Source organism: Nocardia lijiangensis NBRC 108240 (assembly GCF_001613045.1).
Classification (GTDB): Bacteria; Actinomycetota; Actinomycetes; order Mycobacteriales; family Mycobacteriaceae; genus Nocardia; species Nocardia lijiangensis.
In genome coordinates this window covers 39,120-63,323 of the sequence record NZ_BDBP01000061.1, presented here as the reverse complement: position 1 = coordinate 63,323, position 24,204 = coordinate 39,120, and the positions used below count along the sequence as shown (strand labels likewise).

Annotated in this window: 19 protein-coding genes; 10 read left to right on the top strand and 9 right to left on the bottom strand. The window is 69.8% G+C overall.

Annotated elements, in window-relative coordinates; all coding sequences use genetic code 11:
* Positions 1-1,973, bottom strand: a 1,973-nt coding sequence (gene ftsH / locus NL1_RS22625) for an ATP-dependent zinc metalloprotease FtsH (protein ID WP_067842707.1), incomplete at its 3' end; no start/stop codon positions are given.
* Positions 1,974-2,476: 503 nt separating this feature from the next.
* On the opposite strand from ftsH, the gene NL1_RS22620 reads away from it, so the two are divergent.
* On the top strand, positions 2,477-3,433 hold the full coding sequence (locus NL1_RS22620) for a hypothetical protein (RefSeq protein ID WP_067842704.1): 957 nt from the start codon (positions 2,477-2,479) through the stop codon (positions 3,431-3,433).
* Between the two features lie 4 nt (positions 3,434-3,437).
* Here NL1_RS22620 and NL1_RS22615 read toward each other — a convergent pair whose 3' ends face one another.
* Entirely contained in the window at positions 3,438-4,274 is an 837-nt protein-coding gene (locus NL1_RS22615; RefSeq protein WP_067842701.1) for a DUF1266 domain-containing protein, read from the bottom strand.
* Positions 4,275-4,406: 132 nt separating this feature from the next.
* Here NL1_RS22615 and NL1_RS22610 point away from each other — a divergent pair, with 132 nt between their 5' ends.
* Entirely contained in the window at positions 4,407-4,655 is a 249-nt protein-coding gene (locus NL1_RS22610) for a DUF2277 domain-containing protein (protein WP_067842698.1), read from the top strand.
* 7 nt (positions 4,656-4,662) lie between these two features.
* Here NL1_RS22610 and NL1_RS22605 read toward each other — a convergent pair whose 3' ends face one another.
* Positions 4,663-5,976 carry a PucR family transcriptional regulator gene (locus NL1_RS22605; protein WP_245673465.1) on the bottom strand — a complete coding sequence of 438 codons (1,314 nt, stop codon included), beginning with the start codon at positions 5,974-5,976 and terminating at the stop codon, positions 4,663-4,665.
* Positions 5,977-6,106: 130 nt separating this feature from the next.
* On the opposite strand from NL1_RS22605, the gene NL1_RS22600 reads away from it, so the two are divergent.
* The 3 genes from NL1_RS22600 to NL1_RS22590 all read left to right on the top strand — a co-directional run bounded on the left by NL1_RS22600 (position 6,107) and on the right by NL1_RS22590 (position 9,899).
* Positions 6,107-7,714 (top strand): aldehyde dehydrogenase family protein, encoded by a 1,608-nt coding sequence (locus NL1_RS22600; RefSeq protein WP_067842695.1) that lies wholly within the window; start codon positions 6,107-6,109, stop codon positions 7,712-7,714.
* Positions 7,711-8,544 (top strand): SDR family oxidoreductase, encoded by an 834-nt coding sequence (locus NL1_RS22595; protein WP_067842692.1) that lies wholly within the window; start codon positions 7,711-7,713, stop codon positions 8,542-8,544. The genes NL1_RS22600 and NL1_RS22595 overlap by 4 nt, the downstream gene beginning before the upstream one ends.
* 467 nt (positions 8,545-9,011) lie before the next feature.
* Positions 9,012-9,899, top strand: a complete 888-nt coding sequence (locus NL1_RS22590; RefSeq protein WP_067842689.1) for a LysR family transcriptional regulator — start codon at positions 9,012-9,014, stop codon at positions 9,897-9,899.
* A gap of 18 nt (positions 9,900-9,917) precedes the next feature.
* On the opposite strand, the gene NL1_RS22585 is transcribed toward NL1_RS22590, so the two are convergent.
* Entirely contained in the window at positions 9,918-11,393 is a 1,476-nt protein-coding gene (locus NL1_RS22585) for an amidase (protein WP_084510863.1), read from the bottom strand.
* A gap of 245 nt (positions 11,394-11,638) precedes the next feature.
* Here NL1_RS22585 and NL1_RS22580 point away from each other — a divergent pair, with 245 nt between their 5' ends.
* Genes NL1_RS22580 through NL1_RS22570 form a run of 3 tightly spaced genes read left to right on the top strand, consistent with a single transcriptional unit; the run spans position 11,639 to position 17,172 of the window.
* Entirely contained in the window at positions 11,639-14,260 is a 2,622-nt protein-coding gene (locus NL1_RS22580; RefSeq protein ID WP_307623524.1) for a serine/threonine-protein kinase, read from the top strand.
* Positions 14,257-16,446, top strand: a complete 2,190-nt coding sequence (locus NL1_RS22575) for a protein kinase domain-containing protein (RefSeq protein WP_067842686.1) — start codon at positions 14,257-14,259, stop codon at positions 16,444-16,446. The genes NL1_RS22580 and NL1_RS22575 overlap by 4 nt, the downstream gene beginning before the upstream one ends.
* Positions 16,447-16,464: 18 nt before the next feature.
* Entirely contained in the window at positions 16,465-17,172 is a 708-nt protein-coding gene (locus NL1_RS22570) for a cyclase family protein (RefSeq protein ID WP_067842683.1), read from the top strand.
* A 30-nt stretch (positions 17,173-17,202) separates the two neighbouring features.
* Here NL1_RS22570 and hpt read toward each other — a convergent pair whose 3' ends face one another.
* From hpt to NL1_RS22550, 4 genes are all read right to left on the bottom strand, one after another.
* A complete protein-coding gene (hpt, locus tag NL1_RS22565; protein ID WP_067842680.1) occupies positions 17,203-17,760 on the bottom strand; it encodes a hypoxanthine phosphoribosyltransferase in 558 nt (185 codons plus the stop codon).
* A 54-nt stretch (positions 17,761-17,814) separates the two neighbouring features.
* A complete protein-coding gene (tilS, locus tag NL1_RS22560; RefSeq protein WP_084510861.1) occupies positions 17,815-18,921 on the bottom strand; it encodes a tRNA lysidine(34) synthetase TilS in 1,107 nt (368 codons plus the stop codon).
* A gap of 127 nt (positions 18,922-19,048) precedes the next feature.
* On the bottom strand, positions 19,049-20,167 hold the full coding sequence (locus NL1_RS22555; RefSeq protein WP_084510860.1) for an Rv3626c family coenzyme F420 biosynthesis-associated protein: 1,119 nt from the start codon (positions 20,165-20,167) through the stop codon (positions 19,049-19,051).
* A 13-nt stretch (positions 20,168-20,180) separates the two neighbouring features.
* The gene (locus NL1_RS22550) at positions 20,181-21,587 is read right to left on the bottom strand and encodes a D-alanyl-D-alanine carboxypeptidase/D-alanyl-D-alanine-endopeptidase (protein ID WP_067842677.1); all 1,407 of its coding nucleotides are present in this window, start codon (positions 21,585-21,587) and stop codon (positions 20,181-20,183) included.
* 233 nt (positions 21,588-21,820) lie between these two features.
* Here NL1_RS22550 and NL1_RS22545 point away from each other — a divergent pair, with 233 nt between their 5' ends.
* Positions 21,821-22,312, top strand: coding sequence for an inorganic diphosphatase (locus NL1_RS22545; RefSeq protein WP_067842674.1), 492 nt, complete (start codon positions 21,821-21,823; stop codon positions 22,310-22,312).
* 164 nt (positions 22,313-22,476) lie between these two features.
* Here NL1_RS22545 and NL1_RS22540 read toward each other — a convergent pair whose 3' ends face one another.
* Entirely contained in the window at positions 22,477-22,719 is a 243-nt protein-coding gene (locus tag NL1_RS22540; protein ID WP_067842671.1) for a hypothetical protein, read from the bottom strand.
* Between the two features lie 290 nt (positions 22,720-23,009).
* Between NL1_RS22540 and NL1_RS22535 the strand changes: the two genes are divergently transcribed.
* Positions 23,010-24,188: a serine hydrolase domain-containing protein gene (locus NL1_RS22535; RefSeq protein WP_067842739.1), complete on the top strand. Its 1,179-nt coding sequence runs from the start codon at positions 23,010-23,012 to the stop codon at positions 24,186-24,188.
* Positions 24,189-24,204: the final 16 nt, after the last annotated feature.

The window sequence follows — 24,204 nt, the reverse complement described above, 5'->3', positions numbered from 1 at the left end:
GCCGCCAGCGACGGCTGCACCGGCTCCGGCGGCCAAGCCTCGCCGCGTTCGGCGGCCAGCTCGCCCGGCGTCTTCACCGGCGGCTTGTCCGAGGGGACGCGCTCGCCGAAGTCGTTGAACGCGGTGATCCTCGGGCGCTTTTCCACCGCGGCCAAGAGCTCCTCGAGATCCTTGCGGTGCAGGGTCTCGCGCTCCAGCAGTGCGGTGGCCAGCACGTCGAGCACGTCGCGGTACTCGTTCAGGATCGCCCACGCCTCGGTGTGCGCGGCCTCGATGAGGTTGCGCACCTCCTCGTCGATCTCGCGGGCGACCTCGTGCGAGTAATCCGAGCCCATGCCCATGGACCGGCCGAGGAACGGGTCGCCCTGCTCCTGGCCGTAGCGGACCGCGCCGAGGCGCGCGCTCATGCCGTACTCGGTGACCATCGCGCGGGCGATCTTGGTGGCCTGGTCGATATCGGAGGACGCGCCGGTGGTCGGCTCGTGGAACACCAGCTCCTCGGCCGCGCGGCCGCCCATCGCCATGACCAGGCGGGCGATCATCTCCGAGCGGGTCATCAGGCCCTTGTCGTCCTCGGGCACCGTCATGGCGTGGCCGCCGGTGCGGCCGCGGGCCAGGATGGTGACCTTGTAGACCGGCTCGATGTCGGGCATCGCCCAGGCGGCCAGCGTGTGGCCGCCCTCGTGGTAGGCGGTGATCTTCTTCTCGTGCTCGCTGATGATGCGGCTCTTGCGGCGCGGGCCGCCGATCACGCGGTCGACGGATTCCTCCAGCGACTCACCGGTGATGACCGCGCCGTTCTCGCGCGCGGTGAGCAGCGCGGCCTCGTTGATGACGTTCGCCAAGTCCGCGCCGGACATGCCGACGGTCCGCTTGGCCAGGCCGTCCAGGTCGGCCTCGGTGGAGATCGGCTTGCCCTGCGAGTGCACCCGCAGGATCGCGCGGCGACCGGCCAGGTCGGGGTTGCTCACCGGGATCTGCCGGTCGAAGCGGCCGGGGCGAAGCAGCGCGGGATCGAGGATGTCGGGGCGGTTGGTCGCCGCGATCAGGATGATGCCGGTGCGGTCGCCGAAGCCGTCCATCTCGACGAGCAGCTGGTTCAGCGTCTGCTCGCGCTCGTCGTGACCGCCGCCGAGGCCCGCGCCGCGCTGGCGGCCGACCGCGTCGATCTCGTCGACGAAGATGATGCACGGGCTGTTCTGCTTGGCCTGCTCGAACAGGTCGCGCACGCGGGAGGCGCCGACGCCGACGAACATCTCGACGAAGTCCGAGCCGGAAATGGTGAAGAAGGGCACACCCGCCTCACCGGCGACGGCGCGCGCGAGCAGCGTCTTACCGGTGCCGGGCGGGCCGTAGAGCAGCACGCCCTTGGGGATCTTCGCGCCGAGCGCCTGGTAGCGCACCGGATTCTGCAGGAAGTCCTTGATTTCGTAGAGCTCTTCGACGGCCTCGTCGGCGCCCGCCACGTCGGCGAACGTGGTCTTGGGCATGTCCTTGGACAGCTGCTTGGCCTTGGACTTGCCGAAGCCCATCATGCCGCCGCGGCCACCGCCCTGCATGCGGGACATCACGAAGATGAACAGGCCGAGCAGGATCACCATCGGCAGCACGAACAGCAGGATCTGGGTGAACCAGCTCTCCTGCTTGACCACGGTGTTGTACGGCGCACCGGACTTCTGCACGGTGTCGAAGATCTGCGCGGAGGTCTCGCTGCCTCCGGGGAATTTCGCGATGATCTTGTTCTGACCATCGGTAGCGTCGTTGCCGTTGTTCAGCTCGATGCGCAGCTGCTGCTCGCGGTCGTCGATCTGGACGTTCTTGACGTTGCCCTTGTCGTCCAGCTGGCTCAACGCCACCGAGGTATCGACGCTCTTCCAGCCGCGCGTGTCATCGCCGAAGTAGCTGAACGCATAGATCACGAGCAAGATGCCCGAGACTATTGCCAGGGTGCGGAACACTGTCTTGCGGTTCATAGAGCGTAGGCCGGGCGGCCAGTCCTTTCCGGTGTCTCCGGTTCTGCCTAGCGAAACGTCGGGCGCGTCGTGGTGCATTCCGCCCGGGTCCTCCCCGATTCCGGGAAGGTTCGGATGCGGACAAGCCACGTTACCGCGTACGGTCTACTCGATACATCGCGCAGTTCGGCAGTTGGTGCAGTTCGACAGGTAAACGGTCGGAGGACGCCAGAGGTTCCCGAGTTCGTCGCTCCGGTTTACCTCGAGTGGTCACAATCATGGCATGTTCGGCCTATCGTGAGCGACGACACAACATCGCGGCGTGATCGGCGGGCCCATCGGCGGACCTGAAGAGCTCGGAGAGCGCCGCACGACACACGACACAACACAGCGGCGTGAACGACGGGCACGGGGTGCCGCGGAATAGAGATATGCGGCGCGCGAGCGACAGGCACGGAGGTGGCAGCTCGCACAACCACGAACAGCCCCGGGAACGCCGCCCATCGGATCAGAGCGCAGGGGGTATGGACATAGTCGAGCTACGGACACCCACAGCGATAGTGCGCCACGGTCGCGGACGGCTGATCGTCCTGCGACCGGGTAGCGAGGGTGAGCGCGTCCTGGACGTGCCGACCACCGACCTGCTCAAAGTACGGCTGAGCAGGCGCGCGGACGACGCCGTCGTCATCGAGATCTACCTGCGGTACCCCACCCCGGTGCTCACCGGGGTGCCCGCCGACCGCACCCCGCTTCCCGTGCTCATCGCCGAGCACGACGTCCCCGCGGCGAGCGAGATCGTGGAGCGGATCAACGAGCAGATCATGGCCGCCCAGCGCATCGACGTCGCGGCGCCCGATCTGAACCCGCCCGCGCCGACCTGGACCAAGACCGGGCCGACCCGCGCGGACGTGGATCGCGCGGTGCGCAGGATGGCGCCGCGACGCGACGCCAAGCCGGCGATCGCGGCACTGCATCGTTACGTGACGGCCGACGAGTACGTCCTGGAGACCGCGGTCACCGTGGCGCACCCGCCCGCGGGCACCGGCCCCGGCCTGCTCGCCGCGACCACCGGGCGGCTGCTGTTCATCTCGATCGGCCCCGGCGAGCGCTACGCGCACGAGCTGCCCATCCCCGCGGTGGTGTGGGCCAGGTCCACCGAGGGCGCGCCCGTGGCTCCCGGCGAGATCGGCGCGATGCACGGCGAGACCTCCGTCGACGTGCACGACGGCAACGTCACGCTGCGTTTCACCGGCACCGACCGCGCCGACACCGAGCGGGTGGCCTGCGCGGTGAACTTCGCGGTCCGCCGCGAGTCCGCCGACGGCGCCGCTGGACCCGCCGATCCCGGTGTGGCGCAGTTGTATTCGGAGTGGGAACTGCTCGTCGAGCGGCATTCGCTCGGCATGGTCGACGACGGCCAGTTCCAGCGCTACGGTCGCGGGATCCTGCGCTCCCTGCCGGATTCCGTAGCGACTCCCTGACCCCTCAGGCCTGGTCCGGCCCCTTGTCGTTCAGCGCGATGCGGCGCCAGGGGCTGGTCGGGCGAGTCCACAGGCGGAGCAGCTCCATGCGCCGGTCCACGCCGCCGTTCTTGAGTTCGGCGAGGTCCTCGCAGGCCTGCCAGTAGGTCCAGCCCGCGAGGTAGGCGTCACCGAACTGGCGCCAGTTGCGGTATTTGCGCTGGGCCAGCGGGAGGGCGCGCATGAGATATCCCCAGGCCACGTCCGCATCCAGGTAGCCGGCCGTGAACGCCATTCTGGAGACCGCGACGACGCGGGCCAGGTCCCAGGCGTGGATGTCGGTGGGCAGCGGGCGAGCCAGGTGGTCGGTGAAGCCGATCTTGATGGCCTGCGACCAGATGTCGTAATCGCGCACCAGCGCCTCGGGGTTGTCCATGCCGCGGAACGAGCCGACCTGACGCAGGAACGCGCGGTGCCGGTCGGCGCGCTCGCCGAAGCGGTCGCGTTCGCTTGCGTTGATCGAGGCCATCACGAGCGGGTGCACCATGGCGTAAAGGGGGGCGTGCATACCGTCCAGCAACTGTTCCATCGAGGCCTGCGCCTCGGTGCCGTCGGTGATGCCCCAGGCGCCGGTGAGTGTATCGATGGCCAGTTCCCTGCGATCGCCGAGCGGATGCTCGCGTTCGGGCCCGAGCAGCAGCGCGTCGTGGAAAGCGTCCCAGCGCGACGAGTAGAAGCCGCCCAGCGCGAGGGCCCGCAGCTCGTCGTCGGATATCGCGGCACCGGACCAGTGGTCCTCTTCCCGCTTGTCGAGCTCTTCGTACGGGAAGGTCGTCAACGTGGGTATACCGCGGGAAGGCATGCCTCCGATTGTTCCCCATCGATCCGCTCCCAGCCGTGCTAATCGCCCGACGCGCCGCATCTTCGCAGCCTATTTTCGACTCGCTCGTTTCTTGCCCTGCCGCATCGGCGGACAGAGGGCTAATGTGCACGCATGTGTAAGAGCATCACCGTCCTGCGTGGTCTGGAACCTGCCGCTACCGAGCAGGAAATCTATGCTGCCGCACTGCAGTATGTGCGCAAGGTCGGTGGCGTGTCCGGCCTCAGCAGCACGACCAAAGCGGCCGTGGACAAAGCCGTGGCTACCATCGCCGCGGCGACCACGACCCTGCTGGCCGAGCTGCCGGACACCTCGATCGCGCCGTCCACCGAACCGCCGGTGCGGTCCAGCGGGAGGGACTAGCGCGGATCTAGACCCCGTAGGCCTCGACGCAGGCGAGCGCGACCTCCAACGGCAGGCCGCGCTGCTCGATCGGATGGCCGAGCATTTCCTCGATCCGCTGGATTCGGTAGCGGACGGTGTTCTTGTGTACCCCGAGCAGTTTCGCCGTGGCCTCCGGGCTGCGGTGACTGGCGAGATAGGCGTGCAGGGTCCGGCGCAGCCGGACGGCCGTGGCGTCGGTGCCCGCGAGTTCACGTAGCTCGCGGTGGATCAGGCCGCGCATGGCGGCCACGTCCGATCCGGCGAGGTAGGCGATCTCGACGTCGCGGTAGGCGGTGACGCGCGGTCCGTCGCCGGGGGCCAGCTCCGCGACGTGCCGCGCCGCGACCGCCTCCCGGTGGCTCGAGCGGAATCCACCCGCCCGCGCGGCGGGCACCCCGAAAGCGACACGCACCGGCGCGGACACGTGGGCGGCGAGCAGTCGTTCGAGCTTTCCCGGACCGGCGAGGCCGGCGGCGTGCGCCGCATCGTCGAGGCCGGTCCACGCCCACATCCCGCTGGCTCCGGAGGGCACGGTGAGCAGTCGCGCGCTGCCGAGTTCGGCGGCCACCCGGGCGGCGGCGCGGTCGAGCAGCCCGGTCGACTCCCCCTCGCCGCCGGGTTCGGATTCGTCGGTCCACAGCACGAAGGCCAGGTGCTGCTGCCCGAGCCGGTAGCCCAGTCGGATCGAGGCCTGATCGGCGTCCATCTCCTCGCCGGACAGCAGCGCGTGCACGGTCTCGGTGCGCCGGTTCAGCGCCGCGCGCAGCACCCGCTCGCGCTCTTCCATGTAGGTGTCGGTCAGCAATTCCACCGACATGCTGACCCACTTGGTGGACCGTTCGAACAGCCGGAGCATGACGGCCCGCTCGATCTCCTGCGGCACGTCGCGCTGCTCGACGGCGTCGGTCATGTAGTCGAGCACCGCCTCCATGCCCGCGTGGTAGGTGCGCAGGAGTAGCCGCAGGTCGAAGCCGCGGCGCGCGATGGTGCGGGCGAAGGCGTGCGCCTCCTCCGGTAGCGCGAATTCGAAGGTGTCGCTGGTCAGGCCGCTCAGCATGGTCCTGGCGTGCGCCCGCGTGCTCGCCGCGAGGTCGCGGCTCATGTCGCGGTCGGCCAGTTCGGGCACGCGCGCCACGATCGCGCCGTCGAGCCGGTCGACGACCTGCTCCAGCGTCTCGGTCCGCATCGTCTCGAAGACGTAGTCGGCCAGCCAGTCGCGCACCACCGCGCTGTTCGGCCCGATGCGGCCGCGCGGATCTGCGGCGCCGGATTCACCCTCGAGACTTTGTACTTTTGACACAAGCGGACCCGTTTCAATTGACAAGATGGGCCAAGAATCTCACCCGCCATTGTGTCACGCTCATAGTTCAGTGAGCTGATTCACAGCGCCGAGCGTCTGCGGTGCACACAACGCCAGTGGGAGAACAGCAGTGACCAACACCGAGTCCGCGCCGAGCGCGGCGAAGAAGACCTCAGCGCGGAAACCGGCCGCCGCGAAGAAGACGCCGACCGTCATCGAGGTGCGCAATCCCGGCACCGGCCAGATCGTCGGCACGGTGCCCGCGCAGAGCGCCGACGAGGTGGCGGCGAAGGTGCGCGAGCTGCGGCTCTACCAGCCGGAGTGGGAGGCCATCGGCGCCGAGGGCCGCAAGGAATGGCTGCTGAAACTCCAGGACTGGCTGATCGACAACACCGAGCATCTCGCCGACGTGCTCCAGTCGGAAACCTCCAAGCCGCGCGCCGACGCCCTCATCGATCCGTCCTTCGGCGCCGACCTGATCGGTTACTACGCACGCCGCGCAGGCAAGTTCCTCGCCGACGACCACCCGTCACCGCACAGCCCGCTGGCCCGGGTCAAGAAGCTCACCACCGTCTACCGTCCGTACCCGGTGGTCGGCGTCATCACCCCGTGGAACTTCCCGCTGGCCATGCCGGTGATGGACGTGATCCCGGCGCTCGCCGCGGGCGCCGCGGTGATCCTCAAGCCGTCCGAGGTCACCCCGCTGTCCGCGCTCGAATTGGCAAGGGGCTGGGCGGAAATCGGCGCGCCGCCGGTATTCGCCGTGGTCACCGGCGCGGGCGAGACTGGCGCTGCGGTGGTCGGCAATGCCGATTACATCCAGTTCACCGGCTCGACTGCCACCGGCCGCAAGATCGCGGCGGCCTGCGTGGAGCGGATGGTCCCGTACAGCCTCGAGCTCGGCGGCAAGGATCCGGCCATCGTGCTCGCCGACGCGGACCTCGATCGCGCCGCGCACGGCATCGCCTTCGGCGGCATGTTCAACGCGGGCCAGGTGTGCATCTCGGTCGAGCGCGTCTACGTGGAGGCGCCTGTCTACGACGAATTCGTCGCCAAGCTCACCGCGAATGTGAAGGCGCTGCGCCAGGGCATCGACGGTCGCGAGGTGAAGCACGACGTGGGCGCGCTGGCCAACGAGAACCAGGTGAGCATCGTGCAGCGCCACGTCGAGGAGGCGGTCGCGGCGGGCGCGAAGGTGCTCACCGGCGGCAAGCGCACCGGACAGGGCACGTTCTTCGAGCCGACGGTGCTCGTCGACGTGGACCACAGCATGTCGTGCGTGGCCGAGGAGACCTTCGGCCCGACGCTGCCGGTGATGAAGGTCGCCGACGAGGCCGAGGCGATCCGGCTGGCCAACGATTCCATCTACGGCCTGTCGGCCTCGGTGTGGACCGGCGACAAGGATCGCGGCGAGCGCATCGCCCGCCAGTTGAACGCGGGCGCTGTCAACATCAACGATGTCTTCGCCAACCTGTTCAGCTACGCGCTGCCGATGGGCGGCTGGGGCCTGTCGGGCGTCGGCGCGCGCTGGGGCGGCGCCCATGGCGTGCGCAAGTACTGCCGCCAGCAGGCGATCACCAAGCCGATCCTGCCGACCCAGCAGCGGGAACTGTTCTGGCACCCGTACCAGATCCCCAGGCTGCTCACCGCGCTCGGCGCCATGCGCGCGGCGGGCGCGCGCGGTCTGCGCCGTGTCGACCTTCCCGCCCTGCTGAAACTCAAGGGAGACAACAAGTGACCGACCCGGCGAAGATCCGAGGCAAAGTCGTCGTCATCACCGGCGGCGCTCGCGGCATCGGGCTGGCGACCGCCACCGCGTTGCAGGCGCTCGGCGCCAAGATCGCAATCGGCGATGTCGACGAGACCACCGTCAAGGAATCCGGCGCGGCCCGTGATTTCGAGCTGTACGGCAAGCTCGACGTCACCGACGCGTCCTCGTTCGAGTCCTTCCTGGACGAGGTCGAGCGCACCATCGGCCCGATCGATGTGCTGATCAACAACGCGGGCATCATGCCGACCGGCAAATTCGCCGACGAGCCGGATCAGATCACCCGCCGCATCCTGGACATCAACGTCTACGGTGTGATCCTGGGCTCCAAGCTGGCGCTGGCCAGGATGCTGCCGCGCCGCAGCGGGCACGTCATCAACATCGCATCGCTCGCAGGCGAGACGCACATCCCCGGCCTTGCCACGTACAACGCCAGCAAGCACGCGGTGCTCGGCTTCACCGACACCCTCCGCGAGGAGTACCGCGACACGGGCGTGCGCTTCTCCTCGGTGCTGCCCACGCTGACCAACACCGAGCTCGGCGCCGGTGTGAGCGGGCCGAAGCTGCTGCGCCCCGCCGAGCCGGAGGAGATCGCCGACGCGATCGTCGGGCTGATCGCGACGCCGCGGTCCAAGGTCAGGGTCACCGCGGTGGCCGGGATCATCTCCCAGGTCGTCGGCCTGCTGCCCGAGGCAGTCGGCGACGGCATAGCGCGGGCACTCGGCTCGAGCCACGCATTCCTCGACGACATCGACGCCGAGAAGCGCAAGGCCTACGAGGAGCGCGCCAGGGGCGTGTAAGACCCCGGGCGGGTCCGGAGGCGCTGTGATCGCGGTTTGCCGTCGATCACAGCGCCTTCGTCGTGTGTGCCGGATGTCGCACCCGGCGGACGGCTGGTGGCAGCCGCCGTCACTCGCTCTATGCAACCATACGGTCAAATTGTGACCAATATCACTCTTTTCGGGCGTAACAAGATACGGCCGGTCAGCGACGGGTTTCTGTTCGGTGACTGGGTTTGCGGATAACCCCCGGCAACCCCGCGCGCAGATCACGGATCTGTAACATAAGCGCTGGTCAAGCGACCAAAGAATGTTGGCGGCGGCAAAGCCGAGGCGGGTGCCGGAAATTCGCCGAGCCGATGGTGCAGATGACCACGTCAGGCAATATGCTGTCCCTAACAAACCTGTCGACTGTTTCGGCACCCGTATCCAAACTTTTCGGCCTGATAAGGCTGGAAATTGAGGACTGATTCTGATAGCAAGGGGCTATGGACCCGCATTTGCGCGACCTGCGGTATTTCGTCGCCGTCGCTGAGGAACTGCATTTCACCAACGCCGCTCAGCGGCTGCATATCGCACAACCGACTCTGTCGCGTCAGATCCGCCAGCTGGAACGCCAGCTCGACGTGGTCCTGTTCGACCGCAACCAGCGCAGTGTCGCGCTGACCGTCGCGGGCAAGGAGCTGCTCGAAGGCGCACGCAAGATCCTCGAACTCTGGGAGGTCACCAACGTCTCCCTGCAGGAGGCGGGCGAGGTGCTGCGCGTCGGCATCCAGTCCGCGCTCGGCCGTGGACTGCTCAACGATCTGGAGAGCGCCAGCGGCCACCGGCTGGCCCTGCACGCCGCCTCCTGGACCGACCCGTCCAGCGGCCTAGCCGGTCGGCAGGCCGACCTCGCCCTGGTCTGGCTGCCGCTGCCGGACCCGAACCGGTACCGCTGGGAAGTGCTGCGCACCGAGCCACGCTGGGTGCTGCTGCCCGAGAACCACCCGCTCGCCGATCAGGACAGCATCGATTTCGCCGACCTGCTCGAAGAGCCGTTCATCGCACTGCCCTCCGAAGCGGGCGCGGTGCGCGACTTCTGGCTCGGCAACGACGCGCGCAATGGGCGCCAGCCCAAGATCGGCGCCGAGGCGGCGACGCCCGAAGACAAGCTCGAGGCCGTGAGCCTCGGTCTGGGTGTCTGCCTGCTCGCCGAGAACAACGTGCCGATGTACCGCTGGCCGGGCTTGACCGCACGGCCGCTGAGCGGACTGGCCCCGTGCGAGCTCGCGGTCGCGTGGCGGGCCGACGACAGTCGCCCGACCATCCTGGAGTTCGCGACGCGCGCGGTCGAGGGCGGCTTCTCCACCCAGCAGCAACAGCTGGCCAGCTAGACGGTTCCCGGCGCACCGTCAGCGCACGGTGCGCCGCCAGGGATGCAGCTGTTCGATTTGCGCGGACAGGCGCAGCACGGTGGCCTCGCTGCCGGGCGGACCGGCCAGCTGGGCGGCGACCGGCGTGCCGGAGTACGGGTGCATGCCCATCGGAACGGAGGCGGCGGGCCAGCCGACCAGATTCCAGATCGGCGTGAACGGCGAGAAGCGGAAGCCGGTGAGCACATTGGCGAGCCAGCCTCGGCGGTGCCAGGCGCGCGCCCGCGGCGGCGCGGCAGCCAGCGTGGGAGTGATCACCACGTCGTAGTCTTCGAAGAATTCGAGCAGCCGGGCTTCGACCCGGTCGACCTGTACGGGGCGCACCAGCCCGAGCCGCTGGACGAACCGGCCGAGCGCCAGATGACGGCGGGTGCGCGGTTGCAGACGTTCGGGATGAGCGAGGGTGGCCGACTCCGGCAGCGCCACCGTCAGCCAGCGGAGCAGCAGCGCGAACACGGAGTCGCCGTACGGCAGCGCTGTCGTCTCCACCCGGTGCCCCGCGGCCGCGGCGACGGACGCGGCTTTCTGTGCGGCTTCGGCCCAGTGCGGGTCGAGGCGGGCCATCCGGGAGGGTGGGGTGACGGCCAGCGCGATGCGTAGTCGGCCCGGCGGTTCCAAGTCGGCTAGGTCCGGACGGGCGGCCATGACCGAGAGCGCGAGCGCGGCGTCGCCGACGGTCGTCGCGAGCACACCGTTCTCCACCATGCCGCCCCAGGAGTCGACACCCACCTCGGCGGGCACGGTGTGCCTGCCCGGCTTGATTCCGTAGACGCCGCAGCAGGCCGCGGGAATGCGCACCGAGCCGAGACCGTCGTTGGCGTGCGCCACAGGAACGAACCCGGCCGCGACTGCAGCGGCCGCGCCGCCGGAGGATCCGCCCGTGCTGCGTTTGATGTCCCACGGATTCCTGGTGATCCTGCGCTTGTCGTCGGTCGTCGCCCAGAGAGCGAGCTCCGGCACCGTGGTGAGCCCGACGACGACCGCGCCCGCGTCGCGCAGCCTGCGCACCACGGGATGGTCGGCCGTCGCCTGCCCGGTGTCGGTCGCCTCCGAGCCGCACAGCACCGTTTCGCCCGCCACGGGGATGCTGTGCTCGATCGCCACCGGCACACCGGCCAGCGGCAGCACGTCCAGATCCGTGCGCTGTTCCAGCGCGATGGCCTCGGCGACGGCGCGCTTGGCTCGCACCACGCTGAACGCGCCGGTCGTCGCATCCTCCGCGGCGATGAGTTCGATGGCCGCGTCGACGACCTCGGTCGGCGTCAGCGAGCCCTCGCGCACACTTGCGGCGATGTCCGCCGCGGGACCCCGCGGAGTGTCGGCTTCCTCGCCGGAATGCGGCGCCTCTCGCTCGCTCGCGCCCGTGGGCGCCTCCTGGGCCGACGTTGTTTCCGTGCCCGCGGTTTCGGTGATTGCTGCCGAGCCGTCCGCCACCGCCGTAGCCTTGTTGTGCATGTGCTGATTCGCCCCCGTCGCATCGTTGTCGAAATCGGGTGATCCGCTGTTGAGGCGCAAGTTATCATTCCCGATACGGCTCGGGGGACGATGACGTCGGGTGTGGCGGATTTTATCCGGCGCAGCCACCAACCGACGGCGCGGATTTCCCGACTTCCGCCACAGCTAGTAGGTCCATAATGAGTGCCGACTCCGATAGAAATTCCCGTCCGGACGCGGCTTCCGACTCCGAAGCCGGCGGCCAGTTGATCGGATCCGAGCTCGCCGCGGTGGAGTCCTTCGCCGCGGCGTGGGCCGCCGTGGTCGGTATCGCCCCAGATGAGGGGCCCGGGCCGCTCCCAGAGATCACCGCGTTCCTACCCGACGCGCGGACCCTGCGCAGGCAGGCGCTGATCGAACTGGTCCGAGTGGATATGCGGTACCGGTGGCTGCGCAGGACCGCGATCGGATCGAGTCGCCCGCAAACACCCCGGCCCGCGCCACGGCGCAAACGATTGGCCGAATACTGCGCCGAATTCCCCGAGCTCGAAGAGCGGAACATACCGGCCAGTCTTGTGTACGAGGAATTCGTCGTCCGCCGTCAGAGCGGTGAGCGCGTCGACCCCCGTGAATGTCTGCGCGAATATCCGCATCAAGCGGCCGAGTTACGAGATCTGCTGAATGCCGACGACGTCGATCAGAGCACCCGGCGCACCCCGCTGGAGGACTCTCCGCGCGGGCCGGGCGGGGACTCCGGCGGCCCCGACGACGACGCCACCCAAGCCTCGCTGGACGACTCCACCCGCACTGTGCTCGCGGCCACCGCGCCCGGATCGGGGCCGGATCCCACCGACGCGCTGAACCAAAACACCGCATCCGAACGTGGTAGAGGCGTGAACCCCACGGCGGAGGCAGCGAGTACCGCCGATCTGACCGGAACGGCCACCGCGATCGGCACCACGATGGGTACCGGGCCGGGTCGTCTCGACCCACTGGACCGCATCGAGATCGGCCAGCGCATCGATGACTTCGATCTGCTGACCGGTCTGGGCAGCGGTGCGTTCGCCCGGGTCTTCCTGGCCAGGCAGCGCTCCATGCAGCGACTGGTCGCGGTGAAGATCTCCGCCGACCACGGCACCGAGCCGCAGACCCTCGCCCAGCTCGACCACGACTACATCGTGCGGGTCTTCGATCAGCGGCTGCTCGACGCGGGCGAAACGAGCGGATCCGCGCGGCGGCTGCGCCTGCTCTACATGCAGTTCCTGCCCGGCGGCACGCTGCTCGGGGTATTGCGCTGGGTGCGCGCCACCCCGCCGGAGGAACGCAGCGGCCAGCTGCTGCTCGACGCGGTGGACGCGGCGATGGAGGAGAAGGGCGAGATCCGCCCGACCGATTCCAGCGTGCGCGCCGAGATCGCCGCCCTGAGCTGGCCGGAGACCGTCGCCTGGCTGGGCCGCAGGCTGGCCGAGGCGCTGGACTACGCCTCGGCGCACGGCGTGCTGCACCGCGACGTGAAGCCGGCCAACGTGCTGCTCACCGCCGAGGCCGTGCCGAAGCTCGCCGACTTCAACATCAGCTTCAGCCGCAATGTGGAGGGCACCAGCCCGGTCGCCTACTTCGGCGGCTCGCTGGCTTACATGTCGCCCGAACAGCTGGAGGCCTGTCACCCCGGACGCGACCGCTCCGCCGCCGACCTCGACACCCGCTCGGACATCTTCTCGCTCGGCGTGGTGCTGTGGGAGCTGCTCACCGGCGCGAAGCCCTTCGACGACACCACCGCGGGCGCGGGCGAACGCGGCGACGACACCACGCTGGAAGCCATGCTGGAGCGGCGCAGCGTCGGGGTGGACGCCGCGGCGCTGGAACGAGTGCCGAAGAACTGTCCCGCCGCGCTGCGCCGCGTGCTGCTGACCTGCCTGGAACCCGAGCGCAGCGAGCGCTGGTCCAGTGGCGCGACGCTGGCCAAGCAGCTCGACATGTGCCTGGACGAGCGGGCGCGGGGCCTGGTCGACCCGAAGCCAGGCAGCTGGCGGCAGCGGTTGCAGCCGTACATCATCCCGGTCCTGATCGTGGCCATCGCCCTGCCGAACATCCTGGCCTCGCTCTACAACATCCAGCACAACCAGAACCTCATCGTGGACCGAATGACCGAGGACGCTCAACGCACCTTCCTGATCATCACCGGCGCGGTGAACGCGGTGTTCTTCCCGATCGGGTTCATCACCATCATCTACTCCGCGCGTTATGTGCTCTCGGTGACCAGGGGGCTGCGCAAGGGCAGACGCTACGACCCGGACATGCTGCGCCGCGCCAGAACCGACACGCTGCGGCTCGGCGAGACGGCGGTGGCCATCCCGTTCCTGCTGTGGGTGCTCGCCGCGCTCACCTTCCCCGTCGCGATGCAGTTGTCCACCGGTGGGATTCCCGCCCACGCGGTGGTGCACTTCATGGCCTCGCTGGTGGTCTGCGGCGCCATCGCGGGGTCGTACCCGTTCTTCCTCGCGACCTTCTACATGATCCGCAGCATCTATCCGATCTTCCTGAAACACGGTGACATCAGCGTCGAGGACGCGGGCCGGCTACGCAGGCTCGACCGGCGCTGCAACGGCTACCTGGCGATCGCCGCCTCGGTGCCGCTGCTCGCGGTGGCCGGGGTGACCTTCCTGCCCGCCAGCGACATCCCCCAGGTGATCGTCGCGGTGCGCGTGCTCTGCGCGGGCGCGATCATCGCCTTCGTCGGGTCGTATCTGCTGTTCCGTTCTCTCGAGGCGGACCTGCGCGCGCTGGAGCGGGTGGTCACGAGCGGCGAGACCGGCCCGCAGCAGGGCGCACAGAGCCGCGCGCGCCGGTACGACGATCGGCCGCGCGCCGCCGCGGAGCGGCCGTGACCATCGCGCGCGTCGACCCGGTCGCACGCTTCACCGCCGATTGGCAGCATTGCGTGCGCGCCGCCCGGACGAACCCACCGCACCTGGCCGACTACGTGCCCGACGGCACCGAGGCCAGGGTCGCGGTGCTCACCAACCTGGTCCGCATCGACCTGCGGCACCGCTGGGGCGGGCGCGGACCCGCCAAGCGCATCGCTGAGTACCGCAAGGAATTTCCCGAGGTCGACGCAAGCCCGGAGCTGGTCGACCTGGTCTGCGAGGAATTCGCCGCCCGCCGCAGCCGTGGCCCGCTGCCGCTGGAGGAGTTCCTCGCGGAGTACCCGGAACTGGCCGACGCGGTGCGCGCCCGGCTCAGCGGCGATCACAGCCACGCGGGAGTGGTGCGGGTCGACCGTGATCCCGCCGATCTCGTCCCCGGGCAGCGGGTCGACGATTTCGACCTGCGGACCGAGCTCGGCCGCGGCCGCGCCGGGCGGGTGTTCCTGGCCAGGCAGCTGTCCATGCAGCGGGTGGTCGCGGTTCGGGTGGCGGCGGCGGGCGGCGCGGACCCGCAGCCGATGGTCCAGCTCGACCACCCGAATATCGTGCGCGTCTTCGACCAGCGGATGCTCGCCTTCGGCGGCGAGATCGGCAGGCTCGTCTACATGCAGTACCTGCCCGGCGGCACCGCGGCGCAGTTGCTCGAGCGCCGCCGCGCGGAATTGTTGCAGCGACGCCGCGCGGCCGACCCCGGCATGGGCGGCGCGCTGCTGCTCGGCGCGCTGGACGCCGCGATCGAGGCGAAGGGCGAGATCCGGCCCGCGGACTCCCTGGTGCGCGCCGAGCTCGCCACGCTCAGCTGGCCGGAAACGGTCGCCTGGATCGGCCGTCGCCTCGCCGACGCGCTCGGTTACGCCGATCGCCACGGCATCGCCCACCACGCCATCGACCCCGCCAACGTGCTGTTCACCAGCGAGGGCATTCCCAAGCTCGCCGACTTCGCCCCCGGCGAGAGCACCGCCGCGCCGCCCGATTCCCCTGCGGCGCTGCGCGATTGGCTGGCCTATCGCTCCCCCGAACAGCTCGCCGCCGCACTCGACCCCGATGCCCCCGCGCCCGACGCCCGCAGCGACCTCTTCGCGCTCGGCGTCCTGCTGTGGGAATTGCTGACCGGGACAAGACCTTTCGCCGACAACCCAGCCACCGTGGAGGCCGCCCTCCGGACGCGCAGGGCGGGGGTGCCCGCGGCGGCGCTGGCCCGGCTGCCCGGCGACTGTCCGCCCGCGCTGCGCCGTGTCCTGCTGACCTGCCTCGACCCCGACCCGCGGCGGCGCTGGCAGAACGGTGCGGTGCTGGCCGAGCAGCTGGATCTGTGCCTGGACCCGCGGGCCCGCGACCTGGTCGACCCGCCCGAGCGCAGCTGGCGGGTGCGGCTGCGAGCCTGGCGGGTGGTGCTGGTCGGCCTGGCCATCGCGGTGCCCAACATGCTGGCCTCGGCCTACAACATCGACCACAACAACATGCTCATGCACAGCAGGCAGTCCGCACAGACGCAGCGCCAGTTCGAGATCTACTCGGTGATCGTGAACGGGTTCGGCTTCGCGGTCGGCACCGTGCTGCTGATCTACCTGGCCAGATACCTGATCCTGGTGCCGCACGGATTGCGCGCGGGCGTCCGCTACGACGAGGACACGCTGCGCAAGGCGCGCGCCTCGGCCGTGCGGCTCGGCGATCGGGCGGCGCTGATCATCTTCAGCATGTGGCTGCTGTCGGGCCTCGTCTATCCGCTCGCGCTGCGCGGCACCACCGACCCGGTATCGGCCAGCGACTACGCGCATTTCATGATCCTGCACACGATCTCGGGCGTCATCGCGGTGACGTATCCGTTCCTGCTGACGAACTTCTTCATCGTCCGGTGCGTGTACCCGATGTTCCTGGGGCAGGGCGGAGTCGAACAGGGCGCGGCGGACGATCTGCGCGCGCTGCGCCGCCGCAGCGGCTGGTATCTGCTGCTCGCCGCGTCGATTCCGCTCATCGCGGTCGCGGGCTCGACCCTGTTGCACACCCCGGACCTGGCCAAGATCATTGTCACACTGCGGATAATGTGCATCGCGAGCATCGTCGCCTTCGTCGCGGTCTACCTGCTGTTCCGCGCCATGGAGCAGGATCTGGACGCGCTGCGGCGGGTGACGGCGCCGGGTTTGTGACCCCCACCCAGGAGCGCGATGAAGCCACCGTTCGGCAGGCTGGTCAGCCTGTCGCATGTGCACGATCCGGCGACGACGCCGATCTTTCCCGGCGATCCGGAGTTCCGCGCCGATGTCGTCGCCACCGTGGCCGACGACGGCTACTACCTGCGATACATCCGGCAGGGCGAGCACACCGGAACCCACTGGGGCGCACCGATCCACTTCCATGCCGACGGGCTCGCCGCCGACGAGCTGGACCCGGCCGATCTGCTGCTGCCCGCGGTGAAGATCGACGTGCGCGAGCGGTGCGCGGCGGACCGCGAGTACGCCGTCACGGTGGACGATCTGCGGCGGTGGGAGGCGCGGCACGGCCGCATCCCGGACGGCGCGGCCGTGATCGCGTGGACCGGATGGGACGCCAAATGGGGCGGGCCGGAATTCATCGGCACCGGCGAATCGGCCGGTCGCCAGCCTGGTTTCGCGGTCGAGACGGTGGAGTGGCTGTTGCGCACCGGGCGGCTCGGCAGACGCGGCGCGCTCGGCATCGACACCTTCGGCCCCGATCTCGGCTCCGACGACTCCTACACGGTGTCCAAGCTGCTCTACCGCGAGCACCGGATCAGCCTGGAGTGCCTGGCGAATCTGGCGGAGCTGCCCGCGACGGGCGCGTGGACACTCGTCGGCGGGCCGCTCTACCGTGGCGGATCGGGTTCACCGGCAACGATTTTCGCGCTGCTGCCCTAGCCGCCGTCGCAGCGACGCGGCCAGGCGGGCTCAGGCCCCGCCGTAGACCTTCGGGTCCAGGGTGCCGATGTAGGGCAGGTCGCGGTAGCGCTCGGCGTAGTCGAGGCCGTAGCCGACGACGAATTCGTTCGGGATGTCGAAGCCCACGTGCGCGACCTCGACGGGGGTGCGCAGCGCGTCCGGCTTGCGCAGCAGGGTGACCACCTCGAGCGAGGCCGGGTTGCGGGTGGACAGGTTGCGCTTGAGCCAGGACAGGGTCAGGCCGGAGTCGATGATGTCCTCGACGATCAGCACGTTGCGGCCCGCGATGTCCTTGTCCAGGTCCTTCATGATGCGCACCACGCCCGAGGAGGAGGTGGACGAACCGTAGGAGGAGACGGCCATGAACTCCATCTGGGTCGGGATGGGCAGCGCCTTGGCCAGATCGGTCATGAAGAAGATCGCGCCCTTGAGCACGCCGACCAGCAGCAGGTCGCCCTCGGGGGCGTCGGCCGGGTAGCGCTTGGCGATCAGCTCGGCCAGCTCCTGCGTCTTGGCGGCGATCTGTTCCTCGGTGATCAGCACCGACGCGATGTCGTCCCCGTACACGTCAGTTGGTTTCCCTTCCGGTGCGCCGCTGGTTTCGATCGATCCCGCTCGGCATCAGTCACTGCGCAGACATCGGTCTTGTCCGCGCAGTGTCAGCCTGCCATGTTCGCGCGCGGCAACCAACCTCGTGTCCGGCGACCCGCCGCCGACGGCCACACCGCCCTGTCCGCGCCAGTCCGTGATCAGGGCATCCACCGCCCGTAAATGCTTGTCCGTCAGGGCTTTGGCCCCGCCGTCCAACAGCCAGGATCGGATCGCCCTGCGCCGCAGCGCGGCGGGTGCAGTGGCGAGTATCTCGATGGACAGCGCCACCTCATCATCGGCGGCGCTCCGACCGCCCGCGGCGGCGCGTGGCACCCGCGCGGCCTCCAGCAACTCATCGGCAAGCACGTCGAGTACCGCGCCGTCCTCGCGCAACTGCTCGGCGGTGCGGGCCAGCGCGGCCGCGACGCCACCACCGAGCACATCCTCGAGCAGCGGCAACGCCTCCGTGCGCAGCCGGACACGAGTGAACTCCGGCGATCGGTTGTGCGGGTCCTCGTGTGGGGTGCGACCGAGGTCGGCGCACATTTGCCGGGTCGTGGCCCGCCGGATGCCGAGCAGGGGCCTGCCCCACGGTTCGGCGTAGGCCGCCATGCCCTGGATCGAGCGTCCGCCGGAACCGCGGGCGAGTCCGAGCAGCACGGTCTCGGCCTGGTCGTCGAGGGTGTGGCCGAGCAGGACGGGTGCGCCGTCGCGGGCGGTGTCGAGCGCCGCGTACCTGGCCGTGCGGGCCGCCGCTTCCACGCCGCCTTCGGAGCCGACCTCCACCGCGAGCACCCGTGCCGACCGGCAGCCCAGTGCGAGCGCCGCCGCGGCGGCATCCGCCGCCACCTGCCCCGAGCCCTCTTGCAGGCGATGGTCGACGATCAGCGCGTCGACGTGCCCGATCTCGACGACCGCCGCGGCCGTCAACGCGAGCGAGTCCGCCCCACCGGACAGGCCGACCGCGACCGCCGCGCCCTCGGCCAGGTACTCCCCCGCCCAGGCCCGCACCGCGCGCCTGACCTCGAGCACCGCCGCGGTCTCCGGCAATCTGCGCGGCCCACTCGGCGCGGCGCTGCCCGCCTCCGCCCCGGTCGCCTCGCGCTGCCCGGGCGTCGCTCGTACCGCACGGCCCATGCCGAGGACACTACCCACGCCGCGTGCGGCGCGATGCCGGGACCGAACCGCGAATCCGCGCGGCGACCCGCCAGGATCGAAGTTTCACTCGCCGGGCCGCGAGGGGCCGCGGATCATGCGCGCTCGCTCAGCCCAGGACGCGCGCGATCCAGCGGTCCGGGTTCTCGATCTCGTCCGGCAACGGCAGGGTGTCGGGGTCCGTCCACACGACGTTGAACCGTTCCATGCCGACGCGATCCACGACGTGATCGACGAAGGCCTTGCCGCGCACGTACTGGGCGACCTTGGCGTCCACGCCGAGCAGGGCGCGCAGCAGGCGCTGCAGCGGGTTGGTGGGGCGCTTGCGGCGCTTGTCGAAGGCCGCGCGGATCTGCGCGACCGACGGGATGACGCTGGGGCCGACGGCGTCCATCACGTGGTCGGCGTGGCCTTCGAGCAGGGTGCCGAGCATGAGCAGCCGGTCGAGCGCCTCGCGTTGCGGCGGCGCCTGCGTGGCGCGCAGCAGACCGACCACGCCGCGGGTGGCCGGGTCGTCGGGCGCGGTGCCGCGGCGGCGGTCCCGCAGTTCCTCGACGAGGCGGCCGAGCATGTCGGCGAGCGGTTCGTCGCCCACCTCGGAGAGGACGTCGACATTGTTGCGCATGTAGCCGGCCAGCCAGGGCGCGGAGGAGAACTGCACCCGGTGGGTCACCTCGTGCAGGCACACCCAGAAGCGGAAGTCGCTCGACGGGACGCCAAGCGCGCGCTCGACGGCCATGATGTTCGGCGCGACGAGCAGCAGCGTGCCGTCCGGTCCGGTGAAGGGGTCGTACTGGCCGAGGATCGCCGTGGAGAGAAACGCCAGCATGGCGCCCGCCTGCACGCCCGCGGGTTTGCCCGCTAGCAGGCCGCGGCCCTGCGGTTCGCCGCCGGTCCCGGTGAGCTGGGCCATGGAGCCGGCGGCGGCGTCGATCCAGCCCGGCCGGTCGACCACGCGCGCCGCGGGCACCGGCTGATCGTCGAGCAATCCGCTGACGTCGCGAACCGGGCCCTCGGCCCGCACCGACGCCTCGGCCAGTTCGGCGACGACCTGTTCGGCCGAATATCGCGAGGTGCGCGGCCCCGGCGGAACCAGGGCGGCGCCGGTGCGTGCGGCCAGCCGCCAGTCGACGGCACCGGACAGCCCGGAGCGACGCCGCTGCGCCTTGCCGTCCGATATCGAATCGGCAAGGGCGGATTCGCGAGTCTTGTCAACGCCTTCGAACATGGTCAACCACCCGTCACGAGCATCCACAGTTGCGAAGCGTGCCTGCGATGGCGTCCAACGCGGGCCTGCTCACCTCCGGCGGCCGATCGTTCGACATCAACGCGAAGGTCAGCACCCGGCCGTCTCGGTCGAGCACATATCCGACCAACGTGCTGGCCACCGAGAGAGTTCCGGTCTTGGCGCGCACCCACCCGGCGCCGCCCCGGTTCTGGGTGACATATCGACTGGCCAGCGAGCCCGTCGCACCCGCGACCGGCAGATTGTCGAGCAGCGGCGCCAGCGTGGCGGCGAGCTTCTCGCCCGCGGGCCGCGCCTTGCTGCCGACCGGCCGGGCCGACGTGTCACCGGCCGACTGCGCGGCGGTGGCGACAATCTTGTCCAGCAGGCGCGCGGGGATGCGGTCGTCCGTCGAGAGTCCGCTGGTGTCGTGCATCACCACCCCGTTCATATCGAAGCCCGCCTTCACCAGTGTGGCGGCCACGGCGGCCACCGCGCCGTCGAACGACGGTTCGTACCCGGTCGCCACGGCGATTTCCCGGCCGATGGTCTCGGCGAGCACGTTGTCGGAGTGGACCATCATGTCGCGCAGCCGGTCGCGCAGCGGCGCGGACTGCACGCTCGCCACCTCGGCCGCGCCCGGCGTAGCCCGGCCCGCGCGCACCCTGGCCGGGTCGAGCCCGAGTTCGGCGGCCAGCCTGCGTCCGGCGTCCAACGCGGGTGAGGTCGTGCGCGGGGAGTACTCGACCAGCGGCTCGAGGCGGCCGCCGTCGATCATCACCGATTCGATCGGCGCGATGGAGCCGCCGGGCACGTCGGCGCCCTCCCAGCCCTTCGCCATGGTCGGTCCGGCGAAGGCGGCGGTGTCGACGACGATGGTGTCCACCGCGTACCCGGAGAAGCGGATCTGCGGGACCAGATCCGACAGGCGCGCACCGTTCGGGTAGTAGCCCTTGCCGTCGGCCTGCGCGGTGAGCGTCGGATCGCCGCCGCCGACGAGCACCAGCTCGTTGGGCGCCACCCCGGTGACCACCTTGGTGGTGACCCGCTGCTCCTCGGGCAGCGCAAGCAGCGCGGCCGCGGTGGTGAGGATCTTGGCGGTGGACGACGGGATCATCGGCGTGCCCGGATCCTGGCTCCACAGCATGGTCCCGCTGTCGGCGTCGGTGACGACGCCCGCGAACGCGCCGAGATCCGGATTGCCCAGCGCGGGCCCGAGCGCGGCGACGACCCCGGCCGGACTCGGCGCGGGCGCGTCGGCGGGAGCGGGCGCCACCTGCGGGAAGGGCTTGACCGGAGCGGGCGGCGCGGCGACGGTCAGCCCGCCGTGCCGGAATTCCGGCGTCCACGGCCGGAAGACGACCAGCGCGGCCGCAGCGGCAATCAGCAGCACGGTAAGGGTGGCCCCGAATCCCATCCACATCCTGCGGCGGCGCCGCGCAGCCAAATCACCGATATTCCTCTTGTTCCGACCAAACACGTGCCCGTCGTCTCCCTGACTCGGCTGCCGCGCACCACCCGGCGCACCCATGCCCTTTTGAACCTCGGCCCCACCGATCACACTATCCTCGTTCCGCTACCGTTCCCCCGAACAACCTGGCGAGTCGGCGGTCGCGCCTGGCTCGAACCACCGGATGCAGCACAGAAGGAGATGGCGTGGAGTTCGACGTCACCATCGAGATCCCCAAGGGTTCTCGCAACAAGTACGAGGTCGATCACGAGACCGGCCGAGTTCGTCTCGATCGCTTCCTCTACACCTCCATGGCCTACCCGGCCGACTACGGCTTCATCGAGAACTCGCTGGGCGAGGACGGTGACCCGCTGGACGCGCTGGTCCTGCTTCCCGACGCGGTGTTCCCCGGCGTGATCGTCGAGGCGCGTCCGGTCGCGATGTACAAGATGGAGGACGAGGCGGGCGGCGACGCCAAGGTGCTGTGCGTGCCCGCGGGCGATCCGCGCTGGAACCACATCCAGGACCTGGCCGACGTGCCGGAGTTCGAGCTCTCCGCGATCAAGCACTTCTTCGAGCGCTACAAGGACCTGGAGCCGGGCAAGTACGTGAAGGGCTCGGAGTGGGTCGGGCGCGCCGAGGCCGAGGCCGAGGTGGAGGCTTCCTTCAAGCGCCTGCAGGAGCAGGGCGGCCACTGAGCCACACGAACGAAGGCGGGAGGTCCGTACGGACCTCCCGCCTTTTCGTTGTCCCGGATCGTGTCGCTCCCGAATGCAAAAGGGGGACGCCCGGCCGATGCCGGACGTCCCCAGGAATCCGATCACGGTGCGGCAGCGCCGTTCACGGATGGTTTCGCGAACCGTCAGTAGTAGATGTAGAGGTCCCAGCCCTCCCAGACCTCCACGCACTCCCAGTAGTAGCCGCCGGTGCTGGGCGAGACGCCGTCGGCGCGGCAGGCTTCGAAGGTGGCGTAGGTGCCGATGTAGGTGCCGCCGTAGCTCGCGGCCTGGTAGGTCGGCGCGGCACTGGCCGTGGCAGCCGTCGACACCCCGGCGACGGCTGCGGTGGCAAGAAGGCCCGCGGCGAGGAAGGACTTGATTCGCATTTCACTGCTCCTGGAAAGCGAGGTTGATGTTGACCTCTCAAAAGGTAGGCGGGAGCACCACGTTGAACAGCCACCCCTAGGGCTCGAACACCCCAACCCTCGGGCGATTCCACCTTCCCTACCCTCCGCGCGTCTCCGAGGTAGTGCTGGCACTACCTCGCGGGGGTGAGCGTGCACCACCGCGGATCCGGGTGCGGGCGTCATGGTCTTGACGGCCTCGCGTTCCTAGGCTCGAAGACGTAAAGCGCACAAGTGGTGTGCCGCTTCAGCACGGGAGGAACGCGCAGCTGATGACCGTTTTTCGACAGCGCGGCCTGCGCGCGGCCGCGGCCGGGATCTGTCTCGCCGCGCTGTTCGGCGCCCAGGCGTGTGGCGCCGAGAACACGCCCTCCGGTACCGGCGACGCAGGCCGGACCGCAGCGATCCAGCGGGCGCTGGACGCGACGGTGCGCGGCGGATTCCCCGGCGCGCAGGCGGTGCTGACCACCGATGCGGGCGACCGCACCGTTACCGCGGGTGTCGGCGATATCGCCACGGGCGCGCCCATCCCACGCGACGCCCGCGTGCGAATCGGCAGCAACACAAAGACATTCGTCGCGACGGTCGTGCTGCAACTGGTCGCCGAGGGCAAGGTCGAGCTCGACGCGCCCGTCGAGCGCTACCTGCCCGGCGTGGTGCGCGGCAGCGGCAACGATGGGAACCGCATCACGGTGCGCCATTTGCTCCAGCACACCAGCGGCCTGCCCGATTACCTGGCGGGCGGCGATCCCGAGCTGCGCGCCGAGCGCGGCACGGCGCAGTTGGAGATCGACACCGAGGCGGTGCGCCTGCGGCGCTACGACCCTGCCGAACTGGTGCGCCTGGCGATGACCATGCCGCCGCGCTACGAGCCCGGCGCTCGCGCGGTGTACACCAACACCAACTACATCCTGCTCGGCATGCTGATCCAGCAAACGACCGGACGCAGCGCGGCCGACGAGATCACCGCGCGCATCATCGAGCCGCTCGGCCTGCGCGACACCTGGTTTCCGGCGGCAGGCGAGACCGGCATCCGCGGACCGCATCCCGTCGGCTACCAGGAGATCGGCGGCACGCGAGTGGATTTCACCGACCTCGATCCCTCCTGGGCCGACGCCGCGGGCGCGATGATCGCCACCGGCGCCGACCTGAACCGCTTCTTCCGCGCGCTGCTCGGCGGCCGCCTGCTGCCCGCCGCGCAACTCGACGAGATGCGCCGCACCGTGCCCTTCGACCGGATGCCGGAGGCGGGCTACGGATTGGGGCTCATCCACCTGCCGAACTCCTGCGGAAAAGACGTGTGGGGGCACGGCGGCAGCATCCCGGGATTCGAGACCCGCAACGGCGTCACCGCCGACGGACACGCCGTGACCATCACCGTGAACCAGCTGCCGACCAGCGAGGAGAATGCGGTGTTGGTGCAGCAAGCGTTCGACACCGCCGTGTGCTAGTCCCGCACCGCACCGC

What these genes read in the sequence shown, in the direction of transcription:
- NL1_RS22620 (WP_067842704.1), top strand. Translation starts at nt 2,477, where the DNA reads ATGGACATAGTCGAGCTACGGACACCCACAGCGATAGTGCGCCACGGT.
- NL1_RS22615 (WP_067842701.1), bottom strand. Translation starts at nt 4,274, where the DNA reads ATGCCTTCCCGCGGTATACCCACGTTGACGACCTTCCCGTACGAAGAG.
- NL1_RS22610 (WP_067842698.1), top strand. Translation starts at nt 4,407, where the DNA reads ATGTGTAAGAGCATCACCGTCCTGCGTGGTCTGGAACCTGCCGCTACC.
- NL1_RS22590 (WP_067842689.1), top strand. Translation starts at nt 9,012, where the DNA reads ATGGACCCGCATTTGCGCGACCTGCGGTATTTCGTCGCCGTCGCTGAG.
- NL1_RS22585 (WP_084510863.1), bottom strand. Translation starts at nt 11,393, where the DNA reads ATGCACAACAAGGCTACGGCGGTGGCGGACGGCTCGGCAGCAATCACC.
- NL1_RS22570 (WP_067842683.1), top strand. Translation starts at nt 16,465, where the DNA reads ATGAAGCCACCGTTCGGCAGGCTGGTCAGCCTGTCGCATGTGCACGAT.
- tilS (WP_084510861.1), bottom strand. Translation starts at nt 18,921, where the DNA reads ATGGGCCGTGCGGTACGAGCGACGCCCGGGCAGCGCGAGGCGACCGGG.
- NL1_RS22555 (WP_084510860.1), bottom strand. Translation starts at nt 20,167, where the DNA reads ATGTTCGAAGGCGTTGACAAGACTCGCGAATCCGCCCTTGCCGATTCG.
- NL1_RS22550 (WP_067842677.1), bottom strand. Translation starts at nt 21,587, where the DNA reads ATGTGGATGGGATTCGGGGCCACCCTTACCGTGCTGCTGATTGCCGCT.
- NL1_RS22540 (WP_067842671.1), bottom strand. Translation starts at nt 22,719, where the DNA reads ATGCGAATCAAGTCCTTCCTCGCCGCGGGCCTTCTTGCCACCGCAGCC.
- NL1_RS22535 (WP_067842739.1), top strand. Translation starts at nt 23,010, where the DNA reads ATGACCGTTTTTCGACAGCGCGGCCTGCGCGCGGCCGCGGCCGGGATC.